This is a genomic window from Thiovibrio sp. Mzg5, from assembly GCF_055379285.1.
On sequence record NZ_AP022872.1, the window covers coordinates 226,849 to 250,831 of the forward strand.

The 23,983-nt window shown below is 57.2% G+C and carries 21 protein-coding genes and 1 tRNA gene; 21 read left to right on the forward strand and 1 reads right to left on the reverse strand.

What is annotated here, in order from left to right; translation table 11 throughout:
- The first annotated feature begins 2 nt into the window (after window positions 1-2).
- From ACZ46D_RS01045 to cobS, 21 genes are all read left to right on the forward strand, one after another.
- On the forward strand, window positions 3-1,508 hold the full coding sequence (locus ACZ46D_RS01045; protein ID WP_464928185.1) for a monovalent cation/H+ antiporter subunit D family protein: 1,506 nt from the start codon (window positions 3-5) through the stop codon (window positions 1,506-1,508).
- The gene (locus tag ACZ46D_RS01050) at window positions 1,505-1,756 is read left to right on the forward strand and encodes a hypothetical protein (protein ID WP_464928186.1); all 252 of its coding nucleotides are present in this window, start codon (window positions 1,505-1,507) and stop codon (window positions 1,754-1,756) included. Before ACZ46D_RS01045 ends, ACZ46D_RS01050 begins: the two co-directional genes overlap by 4 nt.
- Window positions 1,746-3,542 carry a Na(+)/H(+) antiporter subunit D gene (locus tag ACZ46D_RS01055; protein WP_464928187.1) on the forward strand — a complete coding sequence of 599 codons (1,797 nt, stop codon included), beginning with the start codon at window positions 1,746-1,748 and terminating at the stop codon, window positions 3,540-3,542. The genes ACZ46D_RS01050 and ACZ46D_RS01055 overlap by 11 nt, the downstream gene beginning before the upstream one ends.
- 133 nt (window positions 3,543-3,675) lie before the next feature.
- A complete protein-coding gene (locus ACZ46D_RS01060; RefSeq protein ID WP_464928188.1) occupies window positions 3,676-5,202 on the forward strand; it encodes an NADH-quinone oxidoreductase subunit M in 1,527 nt (508 codons plus the stop codon).
- A gap of 46 nt (window positions 5,203-5,248) precedes the next feature.
- The gene (locus tag ACZ46D_RS01065) at window positions 5,249-6,670 is read left to right on the forward strand and encodes an NADH-quinone oxidoreductase subunit N (protein ID WP_464928189.1); all 1,422 of its coding nucleotides are present in this window, start codon (window positions 5,249-5,251) and stop codon (window positions 6,668-6,670) included.
- A 209-nt stretch (window positions 6,671-6,879) separates the two neighbouring features.
- Window positions 6,880-6,954 (forward strand) — tRNA-Gly (locus ACZ46D_RS01070).
- Window positions 6,955-7,133: 179 nt separating this feature from the next.
- Entirely contained in the window at window positions 7,134-7,607 is a 474-nt protein-coding gene (locus ACZ46D_RS01075) for a ribosome maturation factor RimP (protein ID WP_464928190.1), read from the forward strand.
- A 91-nt stretch (window positions 7,608-7,698) separates the two neighbouring features.
- Window positions 7,699-8,982, forward strand: a complete 1,284-nt coding sequence (gene nusA, locus ACZ46D_RS01080) for a transcription termination factor NusA (protein ID WP_464928191.1) — start codon at window positions 7,699-7,701, stop codon at window positions 8,980-8,982.
- A 13-nt stretch (window positions 8,983-8,995) separates the two neighbouring features.
- A complete protein-coding gene (locus ACZ46D_RS01085) occupies window positions 8,996-9,280 on the forward strand; it encodes a YlxR family protein (protein ID WP_464928192.1) in 285 nt (94 codons plus the stop codon).
- Window positions 9,277-12,018: a translation initiation factor IF-2 gene (gene infB / locus ACZ46D_RS01090; protein WP_464928193.1), complete on the forward strand. Its 2,742-nt coding sequence runs from the start codon at window positions 9,277-9,279 to the stop codon at window positions 12,016-12,018. The genes ACZ46D_RS01085 and infB overlap by 4 nt, the downstream gene beginning before the upstream one ends.
- Complete coding sequence (rbfA, locus tag ACZ46D_RS01095; protein WP_464928194.1) at window positions 12,018-12,431, forward strand: 30S ribosome-binding factor RbfA; 414 nt, start codon at window positions 12,018-12,020, stop codon at window positions 12,429-12,431. Before infB ends, rbfA begins: the two co-directional genes overlap by 1 nt.
- A complete protein-coding gene (locus ACZ46D_RS01100) occupies window positions 12,412-13,389 on the forward strand; it encodes a DHH family phosphoesterase (protein WP_464928195.1) in 978 nt (325 codons plus the stop codon). Before rbfA ends, ACZ46D_RS01100 begins: the two co-directional genes overlap by 20 nt.
- A 4-nt stretch (window positions 13,390-13,393) precedes the next feature.
- Complete coding sequence (truB, locus tag ACZ46D_RS01105; RefSeq protein WP_464928196.1) at window positions 13,394-14,191, forward strand: tRNA pseudouridine(55) synthase TruB; 798 nt, start codon at window positions 13,394-13,396, stop codon at window positions 14,189-14,191.
- Between the two features lie 214 nt (window positions 14,192-14,405).
- Window positions 14,406-14,675 (forward strand): 30S ribosomal protein S15, encoded by a 270-nt coding sequence (gene rpsO, locus ACZ46D_RS01110; RefSeq protein WP_464928197.1) that lies wholly within the window; start codon window positions 14,406-14,408, stop codon window positions 14,673-14,675.
- Window positions 14,676-14,875: 200 nt separating this feature from the next.
- Window positions 14,876-16,969: a polyribonucleotide nucleotidyltransferase gene (gene pnp / locus ACZ46D_RS01115; RefSeq protein WP_464928198.1), complete on the forward strand. Its 2,094-nt coding sequence runs from the start codon at window positions 14,876-14,878 to the stop codon at window positions 16,967-16,969.
- 100 nt (window positions 16,970-17,069) lie between these two features.
- On the forward strand, window positions 17,070-18,335 hold the full coding sequence (locus ACZ46D_RS01120; protein ID WP_464928199.1) for a M16 family metallopeptidase: 1,266 nt from the start codon (window positions 17,070-17,072) through the stop codon (window positions 18,333-18,335).
- 150 nt (window positions 18,336-18,485) lie between these two features.
- On the forward strand, window positions 18,486-18,956 hold the full coding sequence (gene dut, locus ACZ46D_RS01125) for a dUTP diphosphatase (RefSeq protein WP_464929242.1): 471 nt from the start codon (window positions 18,486-18,488) through the stop codon (window positions 18,954-18,956).
- Between the two features lie 46 nt (window positions 18,957-19,002).
- Window positions 19,003-19,812, forward strand: coding sequence for an MBL fold metallo-hydrolase (locus ACZ46D_RS01130; RefSeq protein WP_464928200.1), 810 nt, complete (start codon window positions 19,003-19,005; stop codon window positions 19,810-19,812).
- Entirely contained in the window at window positions 19,809-20,588 is a 780-nt protein-coding gene (gene cbiR / locus ACZ46D_RS01135) for a cobamide remodeling phosphodiesterase CbiR (RefSeq protein ID WP_464928201.1), read from the forward strand. The genes ACZ46D_RS01130 and cbiR overlap by 4 nt, the downstream gene beginning before the upstream one ends.
- A gap of 223 nt (window positions 20,589-20,811) precedes the next feature.
- The gene (cobT, locus tag ACZ46D_RS01140) at window positions 20,812-21,876 is read left to right on the forward strand and encodes a nicotinate-nucleotide--dimethylbenzimidazole phosphoribosyltransferase (RefSeq protein WP_464928202.1); all 1,065 of its coding nucleotides are present in this window, start codon (window positions 20,812-20,814) and stop codon (window positions 21,874-21,876) included.
- Between the two features lie 5 nt (window positions 21,877-21,881).
- Window positions 21,882-22,634, forward strand: coding sequence for an adenosylcobinamide-GDP ribazoletransferase (cobS, locus tag ACZ46D_RS01145; RefSeq protein WP_464929243.1), 753 nt, complete (start codon window positions 21,882-21,884; stop codon window positions 22,632-22,634).
- 105 nt (window positions 22,635-22,739) lie between these two features.
- Here cobS and ACZ46D_RS01150 read toward each other — a convergent pair whose 3' ends face one another.
- Window positions 22,740-23,489 carry a hypothetical protein gene (locus ACZ46D_RS01150; protein ID WP_464928203.1) on the reverse strand — a complete coding sequence of 250 codons (750 nt, stop codon included), beginning with the start codon at window positions 23,487-23,489 and terminating at the stop codon, window positions 22,740-22,742.
- Between the last annotated feature and the right edge of the window lie 494 nt (window positions 23,490-23,983).

Consider the following 23,983-nt stretch of genomic DNA (forward strand, 5'->3'; position numbering starts at 1 on the left):
TCATGGATACAATTGTTTCCGTAAAACCGCTGCTCGCCATACTGACGGCCCTGGCCGGGTCCGTTCTCGTGATGATGTCCGGCCGCAAGCCCAATATCCGGGAGTCGTGGTCCTTTATCGCCGCGGTGACCATGTTTGGGATCATCGCCTCGATGATCACCACTGTTGCCCCGGCGCCTCTGGGCGAGGGCAAGACCATTGTCTATCAGCTGTTTCGGCTCCTGCCCGGGGTTTCCATCACCCTGCGGGTCGATGCCTTTTCCATGATCTTCGCCGTGGTCGCCTCCTTTCTTTGGATGCTGGCGGTGTTCTATTCCCTGGGCTACATGCGGGGGCTGCATGAGCATGCCCAGACCCGGTTCAACGCCTGTTTCGCCCTGGCCCTGTTCGGCGCCATCGGCGTGGCCTTTTCCGACAATCTGTTCACCCTCTATCTCTTCTACGAGATCGTCAGCGTCTGCACCTACCCGCTGGTTGCCCATCACCAGGATGAGGAAGGGTACGAGGGCGCCAAAAAGTATATCATTTATCTGACCACCACAGCCAAGGGGCTGGTGCTGCCGGCCATGATTCTCATCTATGTGCTCACCGGCACCCTTGATTTTGCCGACAACATCCGCACCGGTATTTTTTCCGGCGGAACCGTTGACGCCCACGGCGCCCTGGTGGTCATGCTCTATATCTTCTGCCTCCTGGGTTTTGCCAAAAACGGGCTCATGCCTTTCCACAACTGGCTTCCCGGCGCCATGGTTGCCCCGACCCCGGTCTCCGCCCTGTTGCATGCGGTGGCCGTGGTCAAGGTCGGTGTCTTCTGTACCACCAGGGTCATGCTCTATGTCTTCGGCACCGACTTGATGCAGGGTTTGAATCTCGGCATCCCCACCGCCTATTTTGTTTCCTTCACCATTTTGGTGGCCTCGATCATCGCCCTGACCAAGGATAATCTCAAGGCGCGGCTTGCCTATTCCACGGTGAGCCAGCTCTCCTACATCATCCTTGGCGTGGCCCTTCTTACCCCCAGCGGCATTCAGGGCGGCCTGGTGCATATCGCCAATCATGCCTTTGCCAAGATCACCCTCTTCTTCTGCGCCGGCGCCATCTATGTGGCGACCCACAAGAAAACCATCTCCGAGATGAGTGGCCTGGGCCGGTCCATGCCCTTCACCTTTGGTGCCTTTGCTATCGCCTCTCTCAGCATGATCGGCGCGCCGCCGGTTGCGGGCTTTGTCACCAAATGGAAGCTTCTGGTCGGGACCATGGAAATGGAGTCCCATTATATCGGGATCTTGTTGGTGCTGCTGGCCAGCACCCTGCTGAACGTGGCCTATTTCGCGCCGGTGACCTATCGGGCCTTCTTCGGTAAACGTCCGGAGGGTGAGGTCTATGCAGGGATCAAGGAGGCGCCCCTGACCATGGTTGTGCCCATCATGATTGCCGCGATCATCTCGGTGGTCATCGGCATCTACCCTGATTTTATGATGAACTTTGTCAAGGCGGTGACGGGATGATAGTGAAGCTGATTGATTTTCTGCGTGACCGGTTGTCGCTGGTCATCCGTCTGTCCTATGTCGGACTGGCGCTTGTGGTGGCCTGGGACGTTCTCTTTGTCTCCAAGGAGCATGCCCATACTGCGGTTGAGCATATTCCCGGCTTTTGGGCGGTTTTCGGTTTTATCGCCTGCGTGGTGATCATCATTGTTTCCAAGTGGTTTGGTCATCGGGGAATTATGACCCGTGAGGATTACTATGATAACTAATTTTTGGTTGCATCCAGCCCTGATACTCATTGTTGGCGCCTTTATTCTGCCCTTTCTGCCGAAATGGTTGAAACGGCCCTATCTGATCATTGTCCCGACCCTGGCCTTTTTGGATGTATTGTCCATGCAGGGGCAGCACGGCACCTTCGGGGTGGTCCGTTTCCTCGACTGGTATCTCACCTTTGGCCGGGTAGATGGGCTGACCATGGTCTTTGCCTACATCATGACCCTGATGTGCATCATCGGTACCATCTACGGGCTCCATGTGGAGGATGATTTCCAGCATGTCGCGGCCTGGCTCTACGTGGCCGGTTCGTTGGGGGTTATTTTCTGCGGCGATTATCTGGTGCTCTTTCTTTTTTGGGAGCTGATGGCCTTTGCCTCGGTCTTTCTCGTCTGGTTCCGCAGGCGGCCCGAATCCCAAGCGGTCGGCTACCGGTATTTGCTGGTGCATACCGCAGGCGGCCTTGCCCTGCTGGCCGGGCTTGTCCTTCGCTACCAGGCCACTGGCGGGGATCTTTCCTTCGGTCCCATCGGGGTGGGCAGTCCGAGCATCTCGACTTATCTGATCATGATCGGCTTTCTTTTGAACGCTGCGGTGCCGCCGTTCCATGCCTGGCTGCCAGACGCCTATGGGGAAGCGACCGTGACCGGGGCCGTCTTCATGTGTGCCTTCACCACCAAAACCGCGATCTACGCCCTGGCCCGCGCCTTTGCCGGGATGGAGATTCTGGTCCCCCTGGGGGTCTGCATGGCTCTCTACGGGGTGGTCTACGCGGTGCTTGAAAACGATTCCCGAAGGCTCCTTGCCTACCATATCATCAGCCAGGTCGGCTACATGGTGGCCGGTGTCGGCATCGGCACCGAGCTTGCCATCAACGGCACCTGCGCCCATGCCTTTGCCCATATCCTCTATAAGGGGCTGTTGTTCATGGGCTGCGGTTCGGTGCTGCATATGACCGGCAAAAGCAAGTTCAGCGATTTGGGCGGCCTCTACAAGAAGATGCCAAGGACCTTTGTCTTTACCATGATCGGGGGGCTTTCGATCTCCGCCTTCCCGCTTTTTTCCGGTTTTGTCAGCAAGGCGATGATCGTCTCTGCAGGCTTTGAGGTTCACAACTATTGGGCTGGATTTCTCCTGACCATGGCCTCGGCCGGAACCTTTCTCCACACCGGTCTCAAGGTGCCCTATTTTATCTGGTTCGGCAAAAACAACTGCAGCCAGGAGACCTGGGACAAGGCCGCTGATCCGCCATGGAACATGCAGCTTGGCATGGGAATCGCCGCGTTTCTCTGCATCCTGATCGGCAGCTACACCCCATATCTGTACAACATGCTGCCCTATCAGCAGGCTGCGGCAGCGTATCACCCATACACTGCCTATCATATCTCGGAAACCATGCAGATCCTTCTCTTCACCGCGCTGGGGTTCTTCTTGCTCATCAAGAAGCTGGCGCCGGAGCCCAAGATCAGCCTCGATCTGGACTGGTTCTACCGCATGGGCGGCCGCGGGTTTTACTGGCTCGCCAGAAGGCCCATCCAGTGGGCGGACAGTTGTGTTAGCGAAGGCTATCGCTATGTCGGCCTGATCCCGCTGATGACCACGGCCAGGTTTTGGTCTTGGTTTGACTGGAATGCCATTGATGGGGTGGTTGACGGGGTAGCGAAAACGGTGCGCGGCATCGGCGGTCTGGCCAGGCGGACGCAGAGCGGCCAATTGCAGTACAACATTTTTTATGCGGTATCCCTGGTTGCGGTTGCGCTCGTTTTATACGTCTTTGCCTAAGCCGTCGCCGCTGTTGCTGCTGGAACAAGATGCTCTGGGTGGTCAAAACGGCATAAGGAGCCGTAAAGAAAGGGCCACAAAGCACAGGTTTTTTCGTAACGGCTCCTAACTTTTATTACCGAGGATAGTGGGAATGGACTTTTTGATAATGAATTCGATGGGGTTTCCCATTCTGAGCGCCCTGATCTTTTTGCCTTTGGTCGGGGCCCTGATTTTATTGTGTATTCCCGGGGATACAGCGGCCAAGAACTGGACGATGCTGGTAACCGTGGTCACGGCGCTGGTCTCCTTGCCTCTTTACTGGAATTTTGATGCGACCACCGCGAAATATCAGTTCGGCGAACACGCCTCCTGGATCTCCGCCTTGAACATCAATTATACCTTGGGCATCGACGGCATCTCTCTGCTGTTGGTTTTGCTGACCACCTTGATCATGCCCCTGTGCGTTCTCGGTTCCTGGCGGTACATCGACAAACGGGTCAAGGAATTCATGATCTGCCTGCTGCTCATGGAAACCTCCATGCTCGGTGTGTTCATGGCCCTTGATTTCATCCTCTTTTACCTGTTGTGGGAAGCGATGCTTATTCCCATGTATCTGATGATCGCGGTCTGGGGCGGCCCCCGGAAGGTGTATGCCTCGACCAAGTTTTTCCTCTACACCTTGGCGGGCTCGGTCCTGTTGCTGGTGGCCATCATCGGCCTCTATCTGGACCAGGGAACCTTCAGCATTCCCGCCTTGATGGGGCAGGATTATTCCACCACCTTCCAGGTCGTGGTTTTCTTGGCCTTTTTTCTGGCCTTTGCCATCAAGGTGCCGATGTTTCCCTTCCATACCTGGCTGCCAGCCGCCCATGTCGAGGCGCCCACTGCCGGTAGCGTCATTCTCGCCTCGATTCTGCTGAAGATGGGGACCTATGGGTTTTTGCGCTTTTGCCTGCCCATTACCCCGGAAGCCACCCTGATCTTTGTGCCCTATATTCTCTGGCTCTCGGTGGTTGGTATTCTCTACGGCGGTTTCACCGCCCTGGCCCAGCAGGACATGAAAAAATTGATTGCCTACTCCAGCGTCGGGCATATGGGTTTTGTCACTCTGGGTATTTTTGTTCTGAACCAGCAGGGGTTAGAAGGGGCGCTCCTACAGATGATCAACCACGGCATCACCACCGGGGCACTCTTCTTCTGTGTGGGCATGATCTATGAGCGCACCCACAGCCGGGAACTGGATGCAGCGGCAGGACTTGGCAAATACATGCCGGTGTATGTCAGCTTTCTCGCCTTTTTCTCGCTTTCTTCCTTGGCCTTCCCCGGAACCAACAGTTTTGTCGGCGAATTCATGATCCTGGTCGGTAGCTTTACGAACAATAAGATCGTCTCGGCCTTCGCCATTCCGGGCGCGGTGCTGGCTGCCGCTTATATGTTCCGCATGCTTCAGCGGGTGGTATGGGGCAGGCCGGTGAATCCGGATCATACCGGCATCTCTGACCTGAATCTCCGGGAAATTGCGACCCTTGCTCCCTTGCTCCTCTTTGTTTTCTGGATTGGCCTTTCTCCGGAGCCGTTTCTGAGGGTGATGCATGTAAGCGTTACCCACCTCATCGAGCAGGTGGGGGTTGCCTCCGGCGGAGCCGCTGTTTCTGTTGTCAAGCTGATGATTCCGTAACGGAACTTTCTGAAGGTTTTTAAGTTACTTACGCAAAGGATACAAAATGAAGCTCATGCTGTTTGCTCCTGAATTATTGCTTCTCTTGGGGAGTCTGGTCCTTTTCCTGGTTAGCACCGGCAAGGTCGGCGGCAAGAAGGCCCGCGCCGTGACCCTGGGTTTGGCGCTGCTCAATGTTCTGGTCTGTTTGGCCTGTGTGCGCCAGGAAGGCAGCCTGTTTTACGAAGCCTACCGGATTGATTTCTTCTCGCAGCTCATCAAGCTTGTCATTTCCATGGGCTTTGCCATCGTGCTGCTGTTCAGTACGGAATTGAAAGGGATTGATGACGAGATTCGCCCCGAATATTACCTGTTTCTGACCTTGAGCACCCTGGGTCTTCTCATGCTGGTGAGCAGCGTTGAGTTGCTTACCATGTTCATTGCCCTGGAGCTCTCCTCCTACTCCCTCTATATCCTTGTGCCCATGCGGGATGACCGGACGGGGTTGCGGATGCAGATGGAGTCGGCGATTAAGTACATCCTTTTCGGGGTGGTCGCCACCGGGGTCATGCTCTTTGGCATGAGTTACCTCTTTGGCCTCACCGGCACCACCTATCTTGTCGAGCTTTTGCCGAGACTCCACCAGATGATGGGCAGCCCCGCCGCCCTCATTGCCATTGCCATGGTTCTGGGCGGGTTCTTTTTTAAGTTGGCCGTCTTCCCCTTCCATTCCTGGGTTCCGGATGTCTACCAGGGGGCTTCCAACGAAACTACCGCCTTTATCGCTTCGGTTCCTAAGGTTGCGGCCGTGGCCATGCTTATCCGCCTCACCGCGCTGGCCACCCCTGAGGGGCAGGCCATTGTCACGCTGCTCATCGTCCTTTCGGTCTGTTCGATGTTTTATGGCAATCTTGTCGCCCTGGTTCAGACCGACATGAAACGGATGCTTGGTTTCTCCGGCATAGCCCATGCCGGTTATGTCCTGCTTGGTCTTGTCACCATGCAGGAGGTCGGCTACGCCACCTCGCTCTATTATATTGTCGGCTATTTGGTGATGAATCTTGCCGCTTTCCTGGTCATCTGCAAGGTGTCGGAACACGGCGAGAATCTGGCGGTGGATGATCTGAGCGGCTTGCACAAACGCGCCCCCTTGCTTGCCCTGACTCTGGCGGTCAGTATGTTTGCCATGGCCGGTATCCCCCCGTTTGTCGGGTTCATGGGTAAATTCATGTTGCTGACCGGGGCTTACAAGGCAGGGCATCTTCCCTTGGTCATTCTGGCGGCCATCAATACCGCCATCTCCATCTATTACTATCTGTCCGTGGTTCGGGTAACCTACTCAGCCAGCCCGGAAGATCGTCCCGCTGTGGTTGTCGGTGGTATCGGCAGGGTAGTAAGCGTTGCTTTGGTCCTGATCATCATCGCCATGGGGCTTTTCCCCGATCCGATTCTGCAATTGGCCACGGACGCTGTTCGCGCCATCCTCTAAGCCGTTGCCTCAAAACAATCTCGTCATCTTCTGACTGGCAAGAACGGCATAAAGAGCCGCAAGGAAATGGTCAAGTAGGTAAAGGCTATTTCTGAACGGCTCCCAAACCCAGATCCTGGGCCTGTCATCCGGAGAGTTTCCGCCAAGACGTGGGGAGACTCTTGACAAGTGGTAAAATAATTGTATAATCTACAGAATTATTCGGGCCTGCGGGAATAACTCAGTGGTAGAGTGTCAGCTTCCCAAGCTGAAGGTCGCGGGTTCGAATCCCGTTTCCCGCTCCAGCTTAGTTCCGGGCATTCCGGCGCTTGCTGGCAAGAAAACGCAATGTTTTCTTTGAGCGTAAGGGTGCTGTTCCGGCTAGGCAGCATTGTTTCGTATTGAAAGAACCGGTCATTCCGATCCGGTTGGTGAATTTTAGAAAGTGGGCTCAGGCCCGCTTTTTTTATTGGTATACTGTGCTATGGAAGAAGAGGCGATAGAGTCACCCCTGGTTCGGCGGTTGACGGAGCTGGTTGTGCCAGTGGTCGTGGGTTCTGGCTGTGAGCTGGTCGAGTTGCAGTTCAGGCGCGAGGCTCCCGGCTGGGTTCTTCGCCTGGTCATCGACAATGAAAATGGCATCGGCATTGATGATTGCTCCCGGATCAGCCGGGAGGTCGCCCATCTTCTGGAGGTGGAGGATCCCATTGAGCAGTCATACAGCCTGGAGGTTTCTTCCCCCGGCCTGGACCGGCCCCTGAAGAAGGAAAGGGATTTTGTGCGCTGCAAGGGAAAAAAGGCCAAGGTGGTTGTCAGGGAGCCCATTGACGGGCAGAACCAGTGGATTGGCCTGATTGAAGATGTGACTCAGGAGTCGGTAACGTTGCGCACCGACCATGGTATAATAGAAATCCCGTTTACCCGGATGAAAAAGGCCCGTCTGGTTATTGAGTTTTAAGACCGTCTGGCCGGTGTTGACCATAACGGGGGCGAACCCCTCGGTGGCGGATGTCCGGGCGTAATCGCCGAAAGAGAGACAGGAGAGAACAATGCTGTCAGATTTGAAACGAATTCTTGATCAGATAAGTAGAGACAAGGGGATTGATCGCCAGTTGTTGGTTGATGCCATTGAGGAAGCGGTGATGTCCGCGGCCAAGAAGAAGTTCGGCCAGCGGCGGGAGCTTGAGGCTCGATATAATGACGAGATCGGCGAGGTTGAACTTTTTCAATTCCGCAATGTTGTTGAGGCGGTTGAGGATGAGCAGACGGAAATTTCCCTGACCGAGGCCTTGGTTCTCGACCCGGAGGTGCAGCTCGGCGACGAGCTTGGCAGCAAGATGGACAGCGTTTCCGACCTTGGCCGCATTGCCGCCCAGTCCGCCAAGCAGGTGATCATCCAGAAAATGAAGGACGCTGAATGCAACGTCATCTATGAAATGTACAAGGACCGCAAGGGCGAAGTGGTCAACGGCATTGTCCAGCGCTTCGAACGGGGCAATATTATTGTCAATCTTGGGCGGACCGATGCCATTTTGCCGACCAAGGAGCAGATGCCCCGCAAGTCATACCGCCAGGGAGACCGAATCCGCGCCCTTCTGCTGGACGTGCGCCAGAGCAGCAGAGACCCGCAGCTGGTTCTGAGCCGGACCAATGATGAGTTCGTGACCAAGTTGTTTGCCATGGAGGTGCCGGAGATTGCCGAAGGGATCGTGAAAATCCTTGGGGTCAGCCGCGAGCCCGGCGCCCGCGCCAAGATTGCCGTGAGTTCGTCTGCCTCGGATGTCGATCCGGTGGGTGCCTGTGTCGGGATGAAGGGATCCAGGGTGCAGAACGTGGTTCAGGAGCTGCAGGGAGAAAAAATCGATATCGTGCCCTGGAGTCCGGACCCGGCCCGCTATGTTTCCAATGCCTTATCCCCAGCCCAGGTTTCGCTGGTAGTGGTGGATGAGGAGAAGAAAACCTTGGTGGTGGTTGTGCCCGATGATCAGCTTTCCCTGGCCATCGGCCGCCAGGGGCAGAATGTGCGCTTGGCCGCAGCCTTGCTGGGGTGGCGGATTGATGTGAAGAGTGAGCAGAAATATGCTAAATTTAGCGAAGAAGGCTTTCAGTCGCTCCTCGATGTGCAGGGGATGGATGAGAAAACCGCAGAAGCCCTCTATGATGCGGGCTTCAATTCAGCCCAGGATCTGGCTCAGGCGGAGGTTGCAACTGTGGTTGCCGAACTGGACCTTGACGAAAGCAGGATTGCCCGTTTGATCGCCGCCGCTCAAAAAGTCAGCACGGCCCAAGAACAAGACGATTCCGAACCGGCGTCAACCGAGGATGAAGAGTAATAGGTTATTTGGCATGACCGCTGTCTTCGGGGAAAAAGGTAAGGCACCGATCCGGACATGTCTGGGGTGCCGCCAGAGAAAAGCGCAGCAGGAGCTGTGGCGGTTTGCCGTGGACAACAGCGGTTGTGTAATGAAAGATTTCCGCGGGAAGCATGATGGACGTCATGTTTACTGTTGTCAGGACGACAGTTGTCTGCAGAAGTTTTTTAAAAACAAAAAAGGATTATCCAGAGCGTTTCGCCAACAGGTGCTGGGATTTAACGAAGGGTTGCAAGACCTCTTCGGGAGTGAGCAATGACAAAAATCAGGGTTTACGAGTTAGCTAAAGAAGCGGAAATGGAGAACAAGGACTTGGTGGCGGCCCTTATTGAGATGGGCTATGCCATTAAATCCCACAGTTCCTCCCTTGATGACGAAACCGCACAGGATATCCGCCAAAGGCTCGGAATAGGGCAGACCCGGACGGAAGAAAAAAGGATCCAGGGCGCCGGGCGGACCACCATTATCCGGAGAAGAACCAAGAATGTGCCGGTTGAGGTTCCGCCGGCGGCAGAAATGCCTGCCAAGCCGAAACGGCCTGCCGTTTCTGTGGTAGAGAGCGACGAGGCCGGGCTGACCAAGACGGATATCTCCGAGGAAAGCGTCGAGGAAGCAGCTCAGGGCGTCGGGGAAGCCGAGAGGGGCGAGGTTGTCGAGCCGATGCTTGCGGCAGGACCGGAAGGCGAGGAAGAGCCGGAGTTGTCTGCACGGTCGGAGGAAGAAGAAACAGAGGCAGCCTCTGTCGGCGGTGCGGTGGAGACAGCCGGGGACGAAGAAGTCTCTGTGGCGGAGACGGTTGAGATCGACGAAGCGGAAGAGCAGGCCCCCTTTGTGCAGGATAAGCATCGTCAGGGGTTTGCCAGGGTGATTAAAAGGGCGGCCATTGTCATTGCGCCGGCTGCTCCTTCCCGTCCGTTCACGCCTAGGCCACCGAAAAGGGTCGAAGCGGTTAAAGGAAAGCCCGTTGTTGCCGATGTTTCCCCCGCCAAGGGAGTCGATGAGGGTGACAAGGGGAAAAAAGGCAAGCGGTTTGTTAAATTCACCACGGAGACCGCCGAGCATGACCGGAGCAAAAAAGCTCCCTTGCGTACTCAGCGGCAGGCCGATATCGAGATCGAGGATGTTGACGATGCGTTGGGTGGAAAAATCCCCGCTGGCCTGCGTATAGCACGCAACTTGCGGAGCGGTGGCAAGAAAGGCAAGCGCCAGGCCGTTTCCCAGCCGGCAGCGGAACCCAAGGCGATCAAGAAGCGGATCAAGGTCCTGGAAACCATTACGGTTGGTGATCTTGCCCACCGGATGGGCCTCAAGGTCGGGGAGCTTATTGCCAAATTGCTGGGGATGGGGGTTATGGCCACCATCAACCAGGCCCTTGATGTTGAGACCGCGACCCTGGTGGCCTCTGATTTCGGCTATGAAGTCGAGCAGGGGGTTACCGAGGAACAGACCATTCTCAATTTGGAAGAACAGGAAGGCGGCGGGGAGATGCTTCCCAGGCCGCCGGTGGTCACGGTCATGGGGCATGTCGATCATGGCAAGACCTCGGTGCTGGACGCCATCAGAAAAACAGACGTGGCGGCCGGTGAGGCCGGTGGCATCACCCAGCATATCGGCGCGCATTATGTGCGCTCTCCGCAGGGAGACGTGGTTTTTCTTGATACCCCGGGCCATGCGGCTTTCACGGAAATGCGTTCCCGCGGCGCCCAGGTTACCGATCTTGTCGTTCTGGTTGTCGCCGCGGATGACGGGGTGATGGACCAGACCAGGGAGGCGGTGAATCATGCCAGGGCAGCCAAGGTTCCCATCTTGGTATGCGTCAACAAAATGGACAAGCCCGATGCAGACCCCATGCGGGTGAAAAGGGAATTGGCCGACCTGAATCTGCTCAGTGAGGAATGGGGTGGGGATACCATCTTCTGTGAAACCTCGGCCAAAACCGGGAAAGGCATACCGGAACTGTTGGAAAGCATTCACCTCCAGGCCGAAATCCTTGAGCTCAAGGCCGATCCGAATCGGCGCGCCAAGGGACATGTAATTGAGGCGCAGCTCCATAAAGGCCGTGGCCCAGTGGCAACGGTTCTGATCGAGCAGGGAACCCTGCGGGTCGGCGATGCCTGTGTTGCCGGGATATTTTACGGCAAGATACGCTCCCTGACCAACGATCGTGGCGAAAGTGTCAAGGAGGCCGGACCGGCCATCCCGGTCGAGGTTCAGGGCTTAAGCGGCGTGCCGCGGGCTGGGGATGAATTTGTCGTTCTGCCCGACGAAAAGAGGGCAAGGAGCGTGAGCGCCGACCGGCAGCTCAAAAGCCGGGAAGCCGAATTGGGTACCTACACCAAGATTTCCTTGGATAATCTGTTTGATAACTTGCAGGCAGGAAAGATCAAGGAGTTACGGGTTGCCTTGCGGGCCGACGTGCAGGGAACCCTGGAGGCCTTCAGCAAGGCCATAGAGGATCTGGCAACCGATGAGGTCAAGGTCAAGATTCTCCATGCCGGCACCGGCACCATAACCGACTCGGATGTCTTGCTCTCCGCAGCCTCTGACGCCTTTATCATCGGGTTTAATGTCCGGCCCTCAGCCAAGGTGCAGGAACTGGCCAAGAATGAGAAGGTGGATATTCGCACCTATGACGTCATCTATCATGCCTTGGATGACATCAAAAAGGCCATGGTCGGCTTGCTGGATGCCCGCTTCGAGGAAAATGTCATCGGCACTGCCGAGGTCCGGGAAACGTATCAGGTTCCCAAGATTGGCACCATTGCCGGCTGCTACGTGACCGATGGCAAGATCGAGCGCAACGCCAAGGTGCGCGTCGTGCGGGAAGGCGTGGTGATGTTTACCGGCCAGCTTGCCTCCCTGCGGCGTTTCAAGGACGATGTCAAGGATGTGCAGAGCGGGTATGAGTGCGGGATTGGGGTTGCCAACTATAATGACCTCAAGGTGGGCGACGTGCTTGAGGCCTTTGTGCTGAAAGAGCTTGCAAGAGAGCTCTAATGGCGGCCGGAAAAGCAAAATCACGGTTTGGCCTGCCTGCCGGTCTTGTTCGCAGTGAACCGAAAAGGCGGCCAATTCGGGTTGCGGATGCCATCAAGGCTGAGATTGCTTCGCTACTGGTGCGGAAAATCAATGATCCCCGGTTGTATAATATCATCATCACCTCGGTGGAGGTGAGCGATGATCTTGGACATGCCAGGGTTTTGTACAGTATATTGGGAGATGAAGACCCTAAGAATGTTGCCAAGGGCTTGGAGAGCAGTAAGGGCTTCATGAGAAGCAACTTGGCGCGGGCTCTGGAGTTGCGGCATGTGCCGGTGCTCGATTTTCGGCTGGATCTCGCGGGCCAGAAGCAGGCGGAAATGGAACAGCTACTCAGGGAGATAATAAAAGATGACGACTCATCCCCGTGACGAGATTGTTCAGACCCTGAAAGCGGCCAAAAATGTTCTGGTGGCCACCCATATCCATCCGGACGGTGACGCCCTCGGTTCCCAGCTAGCCATGGCCAACATCTTGCGTTCCCTGGGCAAGAATGTTTTTCTCTACGGCGAGGAGCAGGTCTCCCATCTCTACCGGTTTCTGCCGGGAAGCGGAGAAATCGACTCCCTGCTCCCGGCCCTGCACGGCTTTGACTGTGGGGTTGCCCTTGACTGTGGTGATTGCCACAGGCTGGGCGAGGCCATGGACTCCCTGTTGACCGTGCATCCCTTTGTGGTGATTGATCATCACGCGGGCCACCAGGAATTCGGCGATCTGAGGTGGATTGCCCCGGATCGGGCCTCAACCGGTGAGATGGTTTATGATCTGGCCGAGGCCTTGGGTGCCGAGCTCAGCTTTGAATCTGCCTATTGCCTGTATGCCGCCATTGTTTCGGACACCGGCTCCTTCAAGTATTCCTCGACCACTTCCGAGACCTTTCGCATCGCAGGCGAGCTTCTGCGTAAAGGGGTAAAACCGGCTGAGGTCTCCGGCAAGCTGTTTGATAATTTCACCGTCAAGCGTCTCAACCTCATGCGGATGGTGCTCGATTCGCTGCAATTGTATGCCGATGATCGGCTGGCAATCATCGCGGCTCCGCGGGAGGTTTTTGTCAAAACCGGGACCACCCAGGCGGACGCGGAAACCTTTATCAATTATCCGCGATCCCTGAATACCGTGAAGGTTGCCGCTTTTTTAAAAGAAACGGAGAGGGGTCTGATTTCAGTAAGTATGCGCTCCAAGGGCACTGATTATGATGTGGCCCAGGTTGCCGCCGCCTTTGGTGGGGGCGGTCATCGCAATGCCGCAGGGTTTAAGCTGCGGGATACCAGCATTGGCGAGGTTCAGGAAAAATTGTTGGCCAAATTGTTGCCCATGGTAACAAGCTAAGAAGATGGAGCTTCTGCCGCAGATGCCCGCCGATGGCCATGCTGCCTCGGTTGGGAAACACCCCCCCGTGGAACCGGCCCTTGAGGCCGGTATTTTTTTGGTGGACAAGCCGGTGGGGCCGAGTTCTTTCCGGATGGTGCAACTGGTCCGTCGGGCTCTGTCCATCAAGAAGGTGGGCCATGCCGGCACCCTTGACCCTTTTGCCTCCGGCCTGCTGATCATCTGTGTCGGCCGCCCGGCCACTCGCCTTATCTCCCAGTTCATGGACGGAACCAAGCGCTACGAGGCGGTGCTCAAGCTCGGCATCGAAACCACCACCCAGGATCTGGAGGGAGAGGTTACCGCCCAAAAAAAGGTCGGACGCTTTGCGCCGGAAGAATTGGCCCATTGTCTGGCCGGTTTTGTGGGTGAGCAACTGCAGACGCCGCCGCAGTATTCGGCGCTCAAGCACCTGGGAAAACCCCTGTACCACTATGCACGGAAGGGGATTACCATTGAGAAGGCACCGCGACCGATCACGATCTTCCAGCTCCAGCTTCTGGAGGCGGGGCCAGACACCCTGCGCATCGCAGTGGAATGCAGCAAGGGCACCTATATCCGGACCCTGGCCGCGGATATAGGCCGCACCCTTGGTTGCGGCGCTCATCTTGTTGCCTTGCGGCGGCTGCAAAGCGGGCCGTTCACCGTGGATAATGCGGTGGATGGTGCCGTCCTCCAGGATTCCACCCTGGCGCAGCAAGCGCTTTTGGCAAAGACCCTGACCGTGGAAGAGGTCTTGGCGCTGCTGCCCCGGCAAGAGTGAGATTATGCACCCCAATGGGCCTGTTTCGGTGAACTGTTGCCATTGGCCAGCGGGGAAAAAGCACGCAATGACATTCAATTGACATTGGCGCAAGGATCATTTATTAAGAAGCGTACCCAAATTAGGAATCGATGGTTGGCAGCCGATTATTTCGTAACGGCTCCTCAAATTCTGTCGATCTCCCGAATTATTAATTTTAGTGCACGAGGAAGACATGACACTGCAAGCGGAACAGAAAAAAGAGATTATCACCCAATTCGCCCACCACGAAAAGGACACCGGTTCACCTGAGGTGCAGATTGCCCTGCTGAGCTCTCGGATCACCTATCTGACCGAGCATTTCAAGGAACACAAAAAAGACCATCATTCCCGGCGCGGGCTGCTGAAGCTGGTCGGCCAGAGACGGCGTCTCCTGAATTATCTCAAGAGTAAAAACGTTGATATGTACCGCGACCTGATTCAAAAGCTTGGCATCAGAAAGTAGGATGCGATAACAGCCACCGCCGGGTTTCTGGCGGTGGCTCCATTTTGCCCCTGTGTGCAATCCGGCATCGCCGCTTCTGAGCGCGGCTGGGGCAGCGAAGACACCACCTTCCCATTGCGGTAATATATTTCGCCCGAGCTAGACCCGGGTGGCGCGATTGCTCCCCGGCATTGGAAAGGGCGGCTGTTAGAGGAGAGTTTATGTTTAAAAAAGTAACGATTGATCTGGGCGGACGGCCCCTCACCATTGAGACTGGACGCTTGGCAAAACAGGCAAACGGCACGGCCCTGGTAACCTATGGCGAAACCGTGGTGCTGGTTACGGCCACCGCAGCCAAGGATCCCAAAGCGGAAATCGATTTTCTCCCCCTCACTGTGGAGTATCAGGAGCGGTTTTATGCGGTGGGTCGTATTCCTGGCAGCTTTTTCCGGCGGGAAATCGGCCGGCCCAGCGACAAGGAAACCCTTTCCGCCCGTTTCATCGACCGTCCCCTGCGGCCCCTGTTTGTTAAAGGCTATCAGCATGAGACCCAGGTAATCGCCACGGTTCTTTCGGCCGATCAGCAGAACGACCCCGATGTACTGGCCATGATCGGCGCCTCCTGCGCGCTGATCGTTTCCGACATCCCTTTCAACGCGCCGGTGGCCGGGGTAAAGGTGGGCTATATTGATGGTCAGTATGTGCTCAATCCCAGCCCGGAAGAGTGGGAAAAATCCCGGTTGAACCTCATCGTGGCCGGCACCAGAAATGCCGTGGTCATGGTCGAAGGCGGGGCGGACAGCCTCTCTGAAGCCGAGGTTCTGGAGGGTATCTTTTTCGGCCACAAGGCGCTGCAACCCATCCTGGATATGCAGGAGGAGATGCGGGCCGCAGTGGGCAGGGCCAAGATGGCGGTTGCGCCGCCGGTGGTCAACGAGGCCTTGAAGGCCAAGGTCGCAGAGCTGGCCCGTGAAGGGATGCAGGCGGTCATTACCATGGCCGACAAGCAGGAGCGCAGCAATTTGTATCATCAGCTCCAGAAAGATGTCATTGCCGCCCTTGGCGACGAGTATGCCGATAGCCTCAAGGAGGCCAAGGAGCATCTCCATTCTCTGAATAAAACCATGATGCGCGACCGGATCGTTAAGGATCAGTGCCGGATAGACGGCCGCCGTTTTGACGAGATTCGCCCGATCAGCTGTGAAGTTGCGGCCCTGCCGAAAGTCCATGGCTCCGCGCTGTTTACCCGGGGCGAGACCCAGGTCATGGTTTCCGCCACCTTGGGCAGCGGCGATGATGAACAGCGGGTTGAATCCCTCACCGGCATGTCCTTCAAGCGCTTCATGCTCCATTATAATTTCCCGCCCTATTGCGTGGGCGAGGTCCGTTTCATGCGTGGTCCCAGCCGTCGGGACATCGGGCATGGCGCCCTGGCCGAGCGTGCTTTGTCGGCAGTATTGCCCAAGGGCGATGAGTTTGCCTACACCATCCGTATCGTCTCCGAGGTCTTGGAGTCCAACGGCTCCTCCTCCATGGCCACGGTCTGCGGCGGCAGTCTTGCCCTGATGGACGCGGGCGTGCCGATCAAGAAGCCGGTTTCCGGCGTGGCCATGGGTCTGATCAAGGACGGCGAGACCATCGTCATCCTCTCGGACATCCTGGGTGATGAAGATCATCTCGGCGACATGGATTTCAAGGTCACCGGCACCGACGAGGGCATCACCGCCCTGCAGATGGATATCAAGATCGAAGGCGTTTCCAAGGAGATCATGACCAGCGCTCTGGCCCAGGCCAGGGGCGGCCGCCTCCATATTCTCGAAAAGATGAAGATGGCCATCGAGCAGCCCAGGGCGGATGTGCCTGAGCATGCGCCCAAGATCTTCAGCCTGCAGATCAACCCCGACAAGATCCGCGACCTCATCGGCCCGGGCGGCAAGATGATCAAGTCGATCACCGCTGATTTCGGGGTGAAGATGGATGTGGAAGATTCCGGCAAGGTGACGATTTTCGCACCCAACGGTCTGGTTGCCCAGGCGGTTATCGCCAAGGTCAACGAGATCGCCGCCGATCCTGAAATCGGCCGGATCTACGACGGCGTTGTCCAGAAGATCCTCGATTTCGGGGCCTTTGTTCAGATCATGCCGGGGGTTGACGGTCTGGTGCACATCTCCGAGCTTGACACCAAGCGGGTCGAGAAGGTCACCGATGTTCTCAAGGAAGGCGACGAGGTCCGGGTCAAGGTTCTGGAGATCGACCAACGGGGCAAGATCCGTCTGAGCCGCAAGGCTGTCCTTCAGGAGGAGTCTGGTTCCTGAGCCATCGCCTTCGGGTAATGTTTTAGATTCTTCCAAGGGGAAGGGGGGCGTAGCCCTCTTTCCCCTTTTCCGTATCGTCTTCTAATCAGTAAGGAAGCCCGTGTCTAATAGCTACCAGAAAACCGTTCTCGACAACGGCATCCGTATCGTCACCGAAAAGATTCCCTCCCGCACGGTTTCGGCAGGAATATGGGTGGACGTGGGCGCCCGCGACGAACAGCCCCACAACAACGGGAGCGCCCATTTTGTCGAGCACATGCTCTTCAAGGGTACAGCCAAACGGACGGCCCAGGAGATTGCCCAGGAGTTCGACACCCTGGGCGGCATGTCCAATGCCTTCACCTCCGGCGAGACTACCTCCTATTACGCCACGGTCCTTGATGACCAGGTGGAACACCTCATCGGGCTGATGGGGGATATCTTCCAGAATTCGCTTTTTGAGGAAGAAGAGGTGGTCCGGGAGCGGGAGGTTATACTCCAGGAAATCTCCATGGTGGAAGACACCCCGGACGATCGGATCCATGAATTGTTCACCGGCGGCCTCTGGGGGGAGCACCCTTTGGGCTATACGGTTCTCGGACAGCGGGAGGTGGTGGCAGCCATGGATTCCGCCGGTCTGCGGGAGTATATGCGCCAGCAGTACACCCCGGAGAAGATCGTCATCGCCGCCTCCGGCAATGTGGAGCACGAGCAGTTCTGTCACCTCTGGCAAGAGCAAATGGGCAGCCTGACGGGGCCGAACAAAGGTACCCGTCGCCAGCCGCCGCCGGTTCTTGCCCCGGTGCGCAAGCTCCACAAGAAAAACCTGGAGCAGGCCCATCTGGTGCTCGGCACCTACGGCCTTCCCATCGTTGCCCCCGAGCGCTATGTCCTCTATCTGCTGCACGTTCTCCTCGGCGGCAACATGAGCTCCCGGCTTTTCCAGGAGGTGCGCGAGAAGGCGGGGCTGGCCTACTCCATCTATTCCTACCTCTCCTCGTTTACAGACAGCGGCTATCTCGGCGTGTATCTCGGGGTTGATCCGGCGGTGGTGAACAAGGCCATGGCGCTGGTCGCCAGGGAAATAAAGGGGTTGCGCCAGACCACTGTTTCCGCCGCAAAGCTCTCCCGGGCCAAGGATTACGCCAAGGCCGGGATCTTCCTTTCCGCCGAGAACATGGAGTCCCGGATGACCCGAATCGCCAGAAACGAACTGACCTTTGGCCGCTATGTCTCCTTCGACGAGGTCGCCGCAGGTTTTGACCGGGTGCGGCCGGAGGATATTGCCGAGTTGGCTGCGCTGCTTTTCAGCAGGCCGCTCTCCGCCACGGTTCTTGGCCCCCTCAAGGCAAAGGATATCGATTGGCACCCCCTTGATCTGGAGTAAACGTTCAGCAGCACCGCATCTGCTTTGTCATCGGCCTGCTCATGTGCACCAGCACACTTCGCAGGCCTCTTTCGCGCATCTGCAGCACTGCTGAACGTTTACATGTTTTTCCTTTTCCTGGTTACTGGTTATGACTTGGAGTAGAACATGATGGAAACACAGAAAGAACAGACGCACATTATCCAGTTGTCTTGGCTCGACCCGCAAGGCCATGCCGATCTGCCTTTGCCTGCCTACCACTCCGAACTGGCTGCGGGCATGGATGTGGCTGCGGCCGTGGGCGAGCCGGTGGTGATCGGGCCTGGGGAGATCCGTCTGCTGCCCTCCGGTTTTGCCGTGGCTCTGGCTCCGGGCTATGAGTTGCAGGTGCGGCCCCGAAGCGGGTTGGCCATCAAGCATGGGATCACGGTGGTCAACAGCCCCGGCACCATTGATGCCGATTACCGGGGCGAGGTGAAGATCGGGCTGATCAACCTGGGCCGCGAGCCTTTCACCATCCGGCGGGGCGATCGGATCGCCCAGTTGGTGTTGGCCCCGGTCTGCCGGGCCACGGTCATTGCGGTGGACAGGCTGGATGAGACCAAACGGCAGGGTGGCGGCTTCGGCCATACCGGAATCTAAAAGGCAAAAGGGCGAAATTTTTTGCCTGTTGTCTTGTGGGTGAGTTATGCGATTTTGTGTTCTGGGCAGCGGCAGCAAGGGCAACGCGACCTTTGTCGAGTCCGGGCAAACGCGGCTTCTGATCGATGCCGGTTTTTCCGGCAAGGAGATTGAGCGGCGGCTGCTTTCCATTGGCGTTGAGCCGGAAAGCCTCTCCGGCCTCCTCATCACCCACGAGCACGGCGACCATGTCAAGGGGGCGGCGATCCTCTCCCGCCGCTTTCGTCTGCCGGTCTTTATCAATGAACCGACTCTGGCTGCCGCTGGGTCGGTTTTGGATAACCTTCCGCACTGCCAACCCTTTGTTACGGGCGCGACCTTCGTCTTTCAGGATTTCCAGATCCATCCCTTTGCCATCTCCCATGACGCGGCAGACCCGGTCGGGTTTCTCCTGAACAATGGCCGATTGCTCATGGGGTATTGCACCGACACCGGGGTGGTCTCCCGCCTCATGCAGCACCGCTTGAGTTCCTGCCACGGGTTGGTGCTCGAATGCAACCACGACCCGGAGCTGCTCCGCAACGGGCCCTATCCTCCTTCCCTGCAACAGCGGGTGCGGGGCAAGACCGGGCATCTGGCCAACAGTGAGGCCGCCGGTTTCTTGAGCGATATCCTCCATGACGGCCTTGAACATGTGGTCCTGTCGCACCTCAGTGAGACCAACAACCGGCCCCATCTTGCCGAGGAAGCGATGGCCGTTGTTCTGCAAACCCTTCGCAGCCAGCGGGGCGATGATTGTCCGGCGCCCCTGATCTCTCTCGCTCACCAGGATAAGGTGGGGGAGGTGGTCACCCTCGGGTCCAGGGCAAGGCGATGATGCCAAGAAAAAACCGCCTGTGGCGGCTGGGTGCAACCTCCTGCGTGGTGCCTGCGGATATCATGGCCAATGTTCGGGTCTTGGCGCCCCTGGTTGACGATGTCCAGCTGCTCTTTTTTGAAAGCGCGGCCAAAAGCCTTTTGCCCCAGCCCCTGGATGTGCAGGTGTTGCGGGAGCTTGCCGAGGAACATGGTCTCAGCTATACGGTGCATCTGCCCACCGACCTCGCCTTGGGTGCAGCCTCAAGGGTCGAGCGGCAAGAGGGCATCGCTGAGATTCTCCGGCTCATGGACCAGCTGGCTCCCCTTGGACCGCAGAGTTTTGACCTGCATCTGGTCCGGGAGCCGGATCTGCCCGAAGCGGCCTGGCTCGATAATCTGGCTGCCAGCCTCCGGGAATTATCCGGTGCTTTGGGTGAAGAGAAAAGGCTGGCTGCCGTGGAAAATATCGAGTATCCATACGGTCTCGTGGCCCCTCTGGTTGCGGAATACGGCTTCAGCGTCTGCCTGGATCTCGGGCATCTTGTCCATTATTGCCATGATCTGGAGGAAGGGTTGGGACTGCTGCCCCGGGTTCGCCATCTGCACTATCATGGGGTGCAAGACGGCAGGGATCATCAAGCCTTGACCGATGCGGAGCAGGCCCGGATGCTGGGCAGTAAGCTGGCCGAAGCCGGGTATGACGGGGTGGTTACTCTGGAGATGTACAGCCTGGAAAAGTTGAAGGGTTCACTGGCGCTTCTTGCTGAGGCTTGGGCTGGCTTCCGTGGTAAATAAGGATAACACAGAGCCTCATGCAAAAGTCTTGCACCTTTACTCCCCTCCCTTGACGGGAGGGGCGGGGGGCGGGTGAGGCTGCAACCTGCCGAGGCCCTGGCTGCTTCCCCCTCACCCTAACCCTCCCCCGCCAGGGGGGAGGGAACTTTTTTGATCATCTTACAAAAGCCTCAACAATATCGCGCCGCATGTTGGCTGCGCAGAAATACAGGAGAAGAAAAAGATGATACGGACAGCGGAAGAATTGCAGGCAGCCTGCGCAGCCATTGAACCGGCCAGCAAAGAGGTCATGGCCCAGGCCCAGGCCAAGCTCAATAACCTGACCAAGCCCTTGGGCAGCCTTGGCAAGCTGGAGATGCTGGCGGCCAGAACCTGCGCCATGCGGAGAACCATTGCGGCCAAGGTGGAGAAGAAGATCATTCTCACCTTTGCCGGGGACCACGGCGTGGTGGCCGAGGGGATCAGCGCTTTCCCCCAGGAGGTCACCCCGCAGATGGTCCTCAATTTCCTGGGCGGCGGCGCCGGGGTCAACGTGCTGGCCCGCCATGTGGGAGCCGAGGTGCGGGTGGTTGATGTGGGTGTGGCCGTGCCAATCGAAGCCGAAGGGTTGCGGCAATGCAAGGTCCGGCCCGGAACCGCCAACATGGCCAAGGGCCCGGCCATGAGCATCGACGAGACCGTAGCTGCCATCGGGGTCGGCATGGCCATGGCCCGCGAGGCCATCGAGGATGGGGCCGAGATCCTGGGCACCGGCGACATGGGCATCGGCAACACCACCCCGTCCGCCGCGCTCTTTGCTGCGCTACTGCCCGCCAAGGCGGCCGAGGTCACGGGCCGGGGCACCGGCATTGATGATGCCATGCTGCTACACAAGATCGCGGTGATCGAGCAGTCCCTGGTCGTGAACCGGGAACGGCTGGATTCTCCCCTTGGGGCTTTGGCCGCAGTGGGCGGGTTGGAGATCGCCGCCATCTGCGGCTGTATTCTGGAAGCGGCTCGGAGCCGAATCCCGGTGGTGGTGGACGGCTTCATCTCCAGCGCCGGAGCCCTGGTCGCCCAGCGCCTTGCCCCCCATGTTTTGGATTACTGTTTCTTCAGCCACATGTCAGCGGAGCAGGGCCACCGAATCTTCTTTGAGAAGATGGACCTGAGCCCGCTGTTGCATCTTGACCTGCGGTTGGGCGAGGGCACCGGCGCGGCCCTGACCATGAATCTGGTGGAGGCGGGGCTTAAGATTATGAACGAGATGGCCACCTTCGGCGAGGCCGGGGTGAGCGAAGCCGGTTGACCATTATGCTGCTGGCCGCCAAGATCGCCATAGCCTTTCTCACCATCCTGCCTGTGCGGCTGCCTGCGGAGTTGCCTCCAGACGGGTTCAGGCGGAGTGCCGCATTTTTTCCTCTGGCCGGGTGGCTGATTGGCGGCTTTTTGGCCGGGGGCGCCTGGCTTGTGGTCTGGGTTGGTCTTCCCCCGCTGGTGAGTGCGGTGCTGCTGGTGGGACTTGGCGCTTGGCTGACCAGGGGGTTGCACCTCGATGGCTTGGCTGATCTGCTGGATGGTCTGGGTGGCGGACAGACCCCGGAGCGACGCTTAGCGATCATGAAGGATTCTGCCATCGGCGCTTTTGGGGTGATCGGGCTGGTTGTGCTGCTTGTCCTCAAGGTTGCCTGTCTTGCCTCACTTCTGGCCAACGGAGAGGGGTTTCTTTTCTTTGCCCTCATCGCCGTGCCCGTGGCGGCCCGCTGGGCCATGGCCACCTTGGCCTGCGGCGTGCAATACCCGCGGGCCAGCGGCACCGGCCACGCCTTTGTCGGCAAGGTCGGCCTGGGGGAACTGGCGCTGGGTAGTCTTCTGCTGACGCCGCTGATCTGGTGGAACTGGTCGGCTGGGTTGATTATTCTCGGCACCGCACTGCTGCCTGCCATCTGGCTCCGGTTCAAGGCGAACAGTGCCCTTGGCGGGGTTACCGGCGATGTGCTGGGGGCTTCCTGCGAGCTGGGAGAGGTCTGCGGCTGGTTGGCTGCGGTTGTGGTGTTTGTCGTTTGAGTCTACGAATGCAGATATTACGAAAAGCAACCTGACATCATTCCTGTTTGGAATGTGATTATCTATAAAGTCGGCTCTTGAACGGTTGATAGGTCTCGCCTTCGTCTAAACGTTAGACTCTCTTCCCGATTGTCTCGCAAATTCATTTCGGTATTGTTGAATGCTAGCGAATAGTGGTTCGTCGCCAAAGGCCTTTGCTGCAAGCTCGAAAGCCCATATTCCTCGATAAAAATAGTTCCACAGGTCATGTTGATGATCCAAGAAGAGCAGTGTGTCTCGCATTCCAGAAACATGAAACCTGGGAGGATCTCCGCCGTACATCTCCATAATCTGTGGAGAAGCGCCATGAATGTACCCAGAGTATACTTTACTGATTGTTCGGGTAAGTGCAACGCCGCTACTCGGATCAAGTCCGAAACCTCCGATGCGTGCGATGTAGGCACGGATTTTTTCGCGTCGCACCATGGGGCGTTTTTGCGTTGAGGCAATGGGGTCTTCTGGCCTGTCAAATTCTTCCTCGTAGAAAGCATCCAGATATCTGCGATGCAACTCTGTCACGTCATTCGAGATAACAGCGTAAGCAAGAAAAGTTATATCTTCCTGGAATTCGTCCAGCATCCTTTGTAGTGCAGCTTGCTCCTGTATAAAGCCGTTCTCCAGCAAGATACGCGCAGCGTGCAGGCCACTAACTGTACGCGCTAGCTTTTGAACTATTGCTTGATGGATTGATTTTTCAATGCACCGAAAGGCAAAACTGTCCAATATAGGTATGCATTTTGGTGGTGGGACGCGTTTCGCCAAAATGGTTAATGTTGATTCCATGTTGTTAAGGGTTTGAAGGTAGAGCGCATTCACGATGTGCGAACCCTTGATTATTTTTCAGAAAGTTGTTGCGCCAAAGTCGGCAGCAATGTTCGACTATACCAAGATTTCCAAACCATCTCATTCCTCTGGTCGGTTGTCAATTTCTTCTTTTGCGTGCCCAAAAGAAGAAACAAGAAAAAGGCACCCCAGCCAGTCCTGGCCCTGCGGGCTTCCCTTACTTCTCGACGAGGGCGGGACGCGGAAAAACTCGGGCTTCGCCCTCAGACAGTTCCCGCGTCTTTTTCCGCCCCCGTCTGCGAGGCGCGGCAGGACAAATGGGGGGGAAAGAATTCCCATTGGCACGCAGCCGAGCACCGGAGAGGCTGCCGAAAAGGGGATTTGCACTGTTTGAGCGCAGCGAGTTTGCAAAGCCCCGGCAGCATCGAGGAGCGCAGGGCATCCCGCCAACGGCGGGACAAGGGACACAGGGTGCCTTTTCTTTGGTTCGTTTCTTTGGGCAAACAAAGAAATGAACATACTGATCT

Excerpts from the sequence above, each read along its gene's own strand:
- ACZ46D_RS01045 (WP_464928185.1), top strand. The coding sequence starts at position 3 with ATGGATACAATTGTTTCCGTAAAACCGCTGCTCGCCATACTGACGGCC.
- ACZ46D_RS01050 (WP_464928186.1), top strand. The coding sequence starts at position 1,505 with ATGATAGTGAAGCTGATTGATTTTCTGCGTGACCGGTTGTCGCTGGTC.
- ACZ46D_RS01055 (WP_464928187.1), top strand. The coding sequence starts at position 1,746 with ATGATAACTAATTTTTGGTTGCATCCAGCCCTGATACTCATTGTTGGC.
- ACZ46D_RS01060 (WP_464928188.1), top strand. The coding sequence starts at position 3,676 with ATGGACTTTTTGATAATGAATTCGATGGGGTTTCCCATTCTGAGCGCC.
- ACZ46D_RS01065 (WP_464928189.1), top strand. The coding sequence starts at position 5,249 with ATGAAGCTCATGCTGTTTGCTCCTGAATTATTGCTTCTCTTGGGGAGT.
- ACZ46D_RS01075 (WP_464928190.1), top strand. The coding sequence starts at position 7,134 with ATGGAAGAAGAGGCGATAGAGTCACCCCTGGTTCGGCGGTTGACGGAG.
- nusA (WP_464928191.1), top strand. The coding sequence starts at position 7,699 with ATGCTGTCAGATTTGAAACGAATTCTTGATCAGATAAGTAGAGACAAG.
- ACZ46D_RS01085 (WP_464928192.1), top strand. The coding sequence starts at position 8,996 with ATGACCGCTGTCTTCGGGGAAAAAGGTAAGGCACCGATCCGGACATGT.
- infB (WP_464928193.1), top strand. The coding sequence starts at position 9,277 with ATGACAAAAATCAGGGTTTACGAGTTAGCTAAAGAAGCGGAAATGGAG.
- rbfA (WP_464928194.1), top strand. The coding sequence starts at position 12,018 with ATGGCGGCCGGAAAAGCAAAATCACGGTTTGGCCTGCCTGCCGGTCTT.
- ACZ46D_RS01100 (WP_464928195.1), top strand. The coding sequence starts at position 12,412 with ATGACGACTCATCCCCGTGACGAGATTGTTCAGACCCTGAAAGCGGCC.
- truB (WP_464928196.1), top strand. The coding sequence starts at position 13,394 with ATGGAGCTTCTGCCGCAGATGCCCGCCGATGGCCATGCTGCCTCGGTT.
- rpsO (WP_464928197.1), top strand. The coding sequence starts at position 14,406 with ATGACACTGCAAGCGGAACAGAAAAAAGAGATTATCACCCAATTCGCC.
- pnp (WP_464928198.1), top strand. The coding sequence starts at position 14,876 with ATGTTTAAAAAAGTAACGATTGATCTGGGCGGACGGCCCCTCACCATT.
- dut (WP_464929242.1), top strand. The coding sequence starts at position 18,486 with ATGGAAACACAGAAAGAACAGACGCACATTATCCAGTTGTCTTGGCTC.
- ACZ46D_RS01130 (WP_464928200.1), top strand. The coding sequence starts at position 19,003 with ATGCGATTTTGTGTTCTGGGCAGCGGCAGCAAGGGCAACGCGACCTTT.
- cbiR (WP_464928201.1), top strand. The coding sequence starts at position 19,809 with ATGATGCCAAGAAAAAACCGCCTGTGGCGGCTGGGTGCAACCTCCTGC.
- cobT (WP_464928202.1), top strand. The coding sequence starts at position 20,812 with ATGATACGGACAGCGGAAGAATTGCAGGCAGCCTGCGCAGCCATTGAA.
- cobS (WP_464929243.1), top strand. The coding sequence starts at position 21,882 with ATGCTGCTGGCCGCCAAGATCGCCATAGCCTTTCTCACCATCCTGCCT.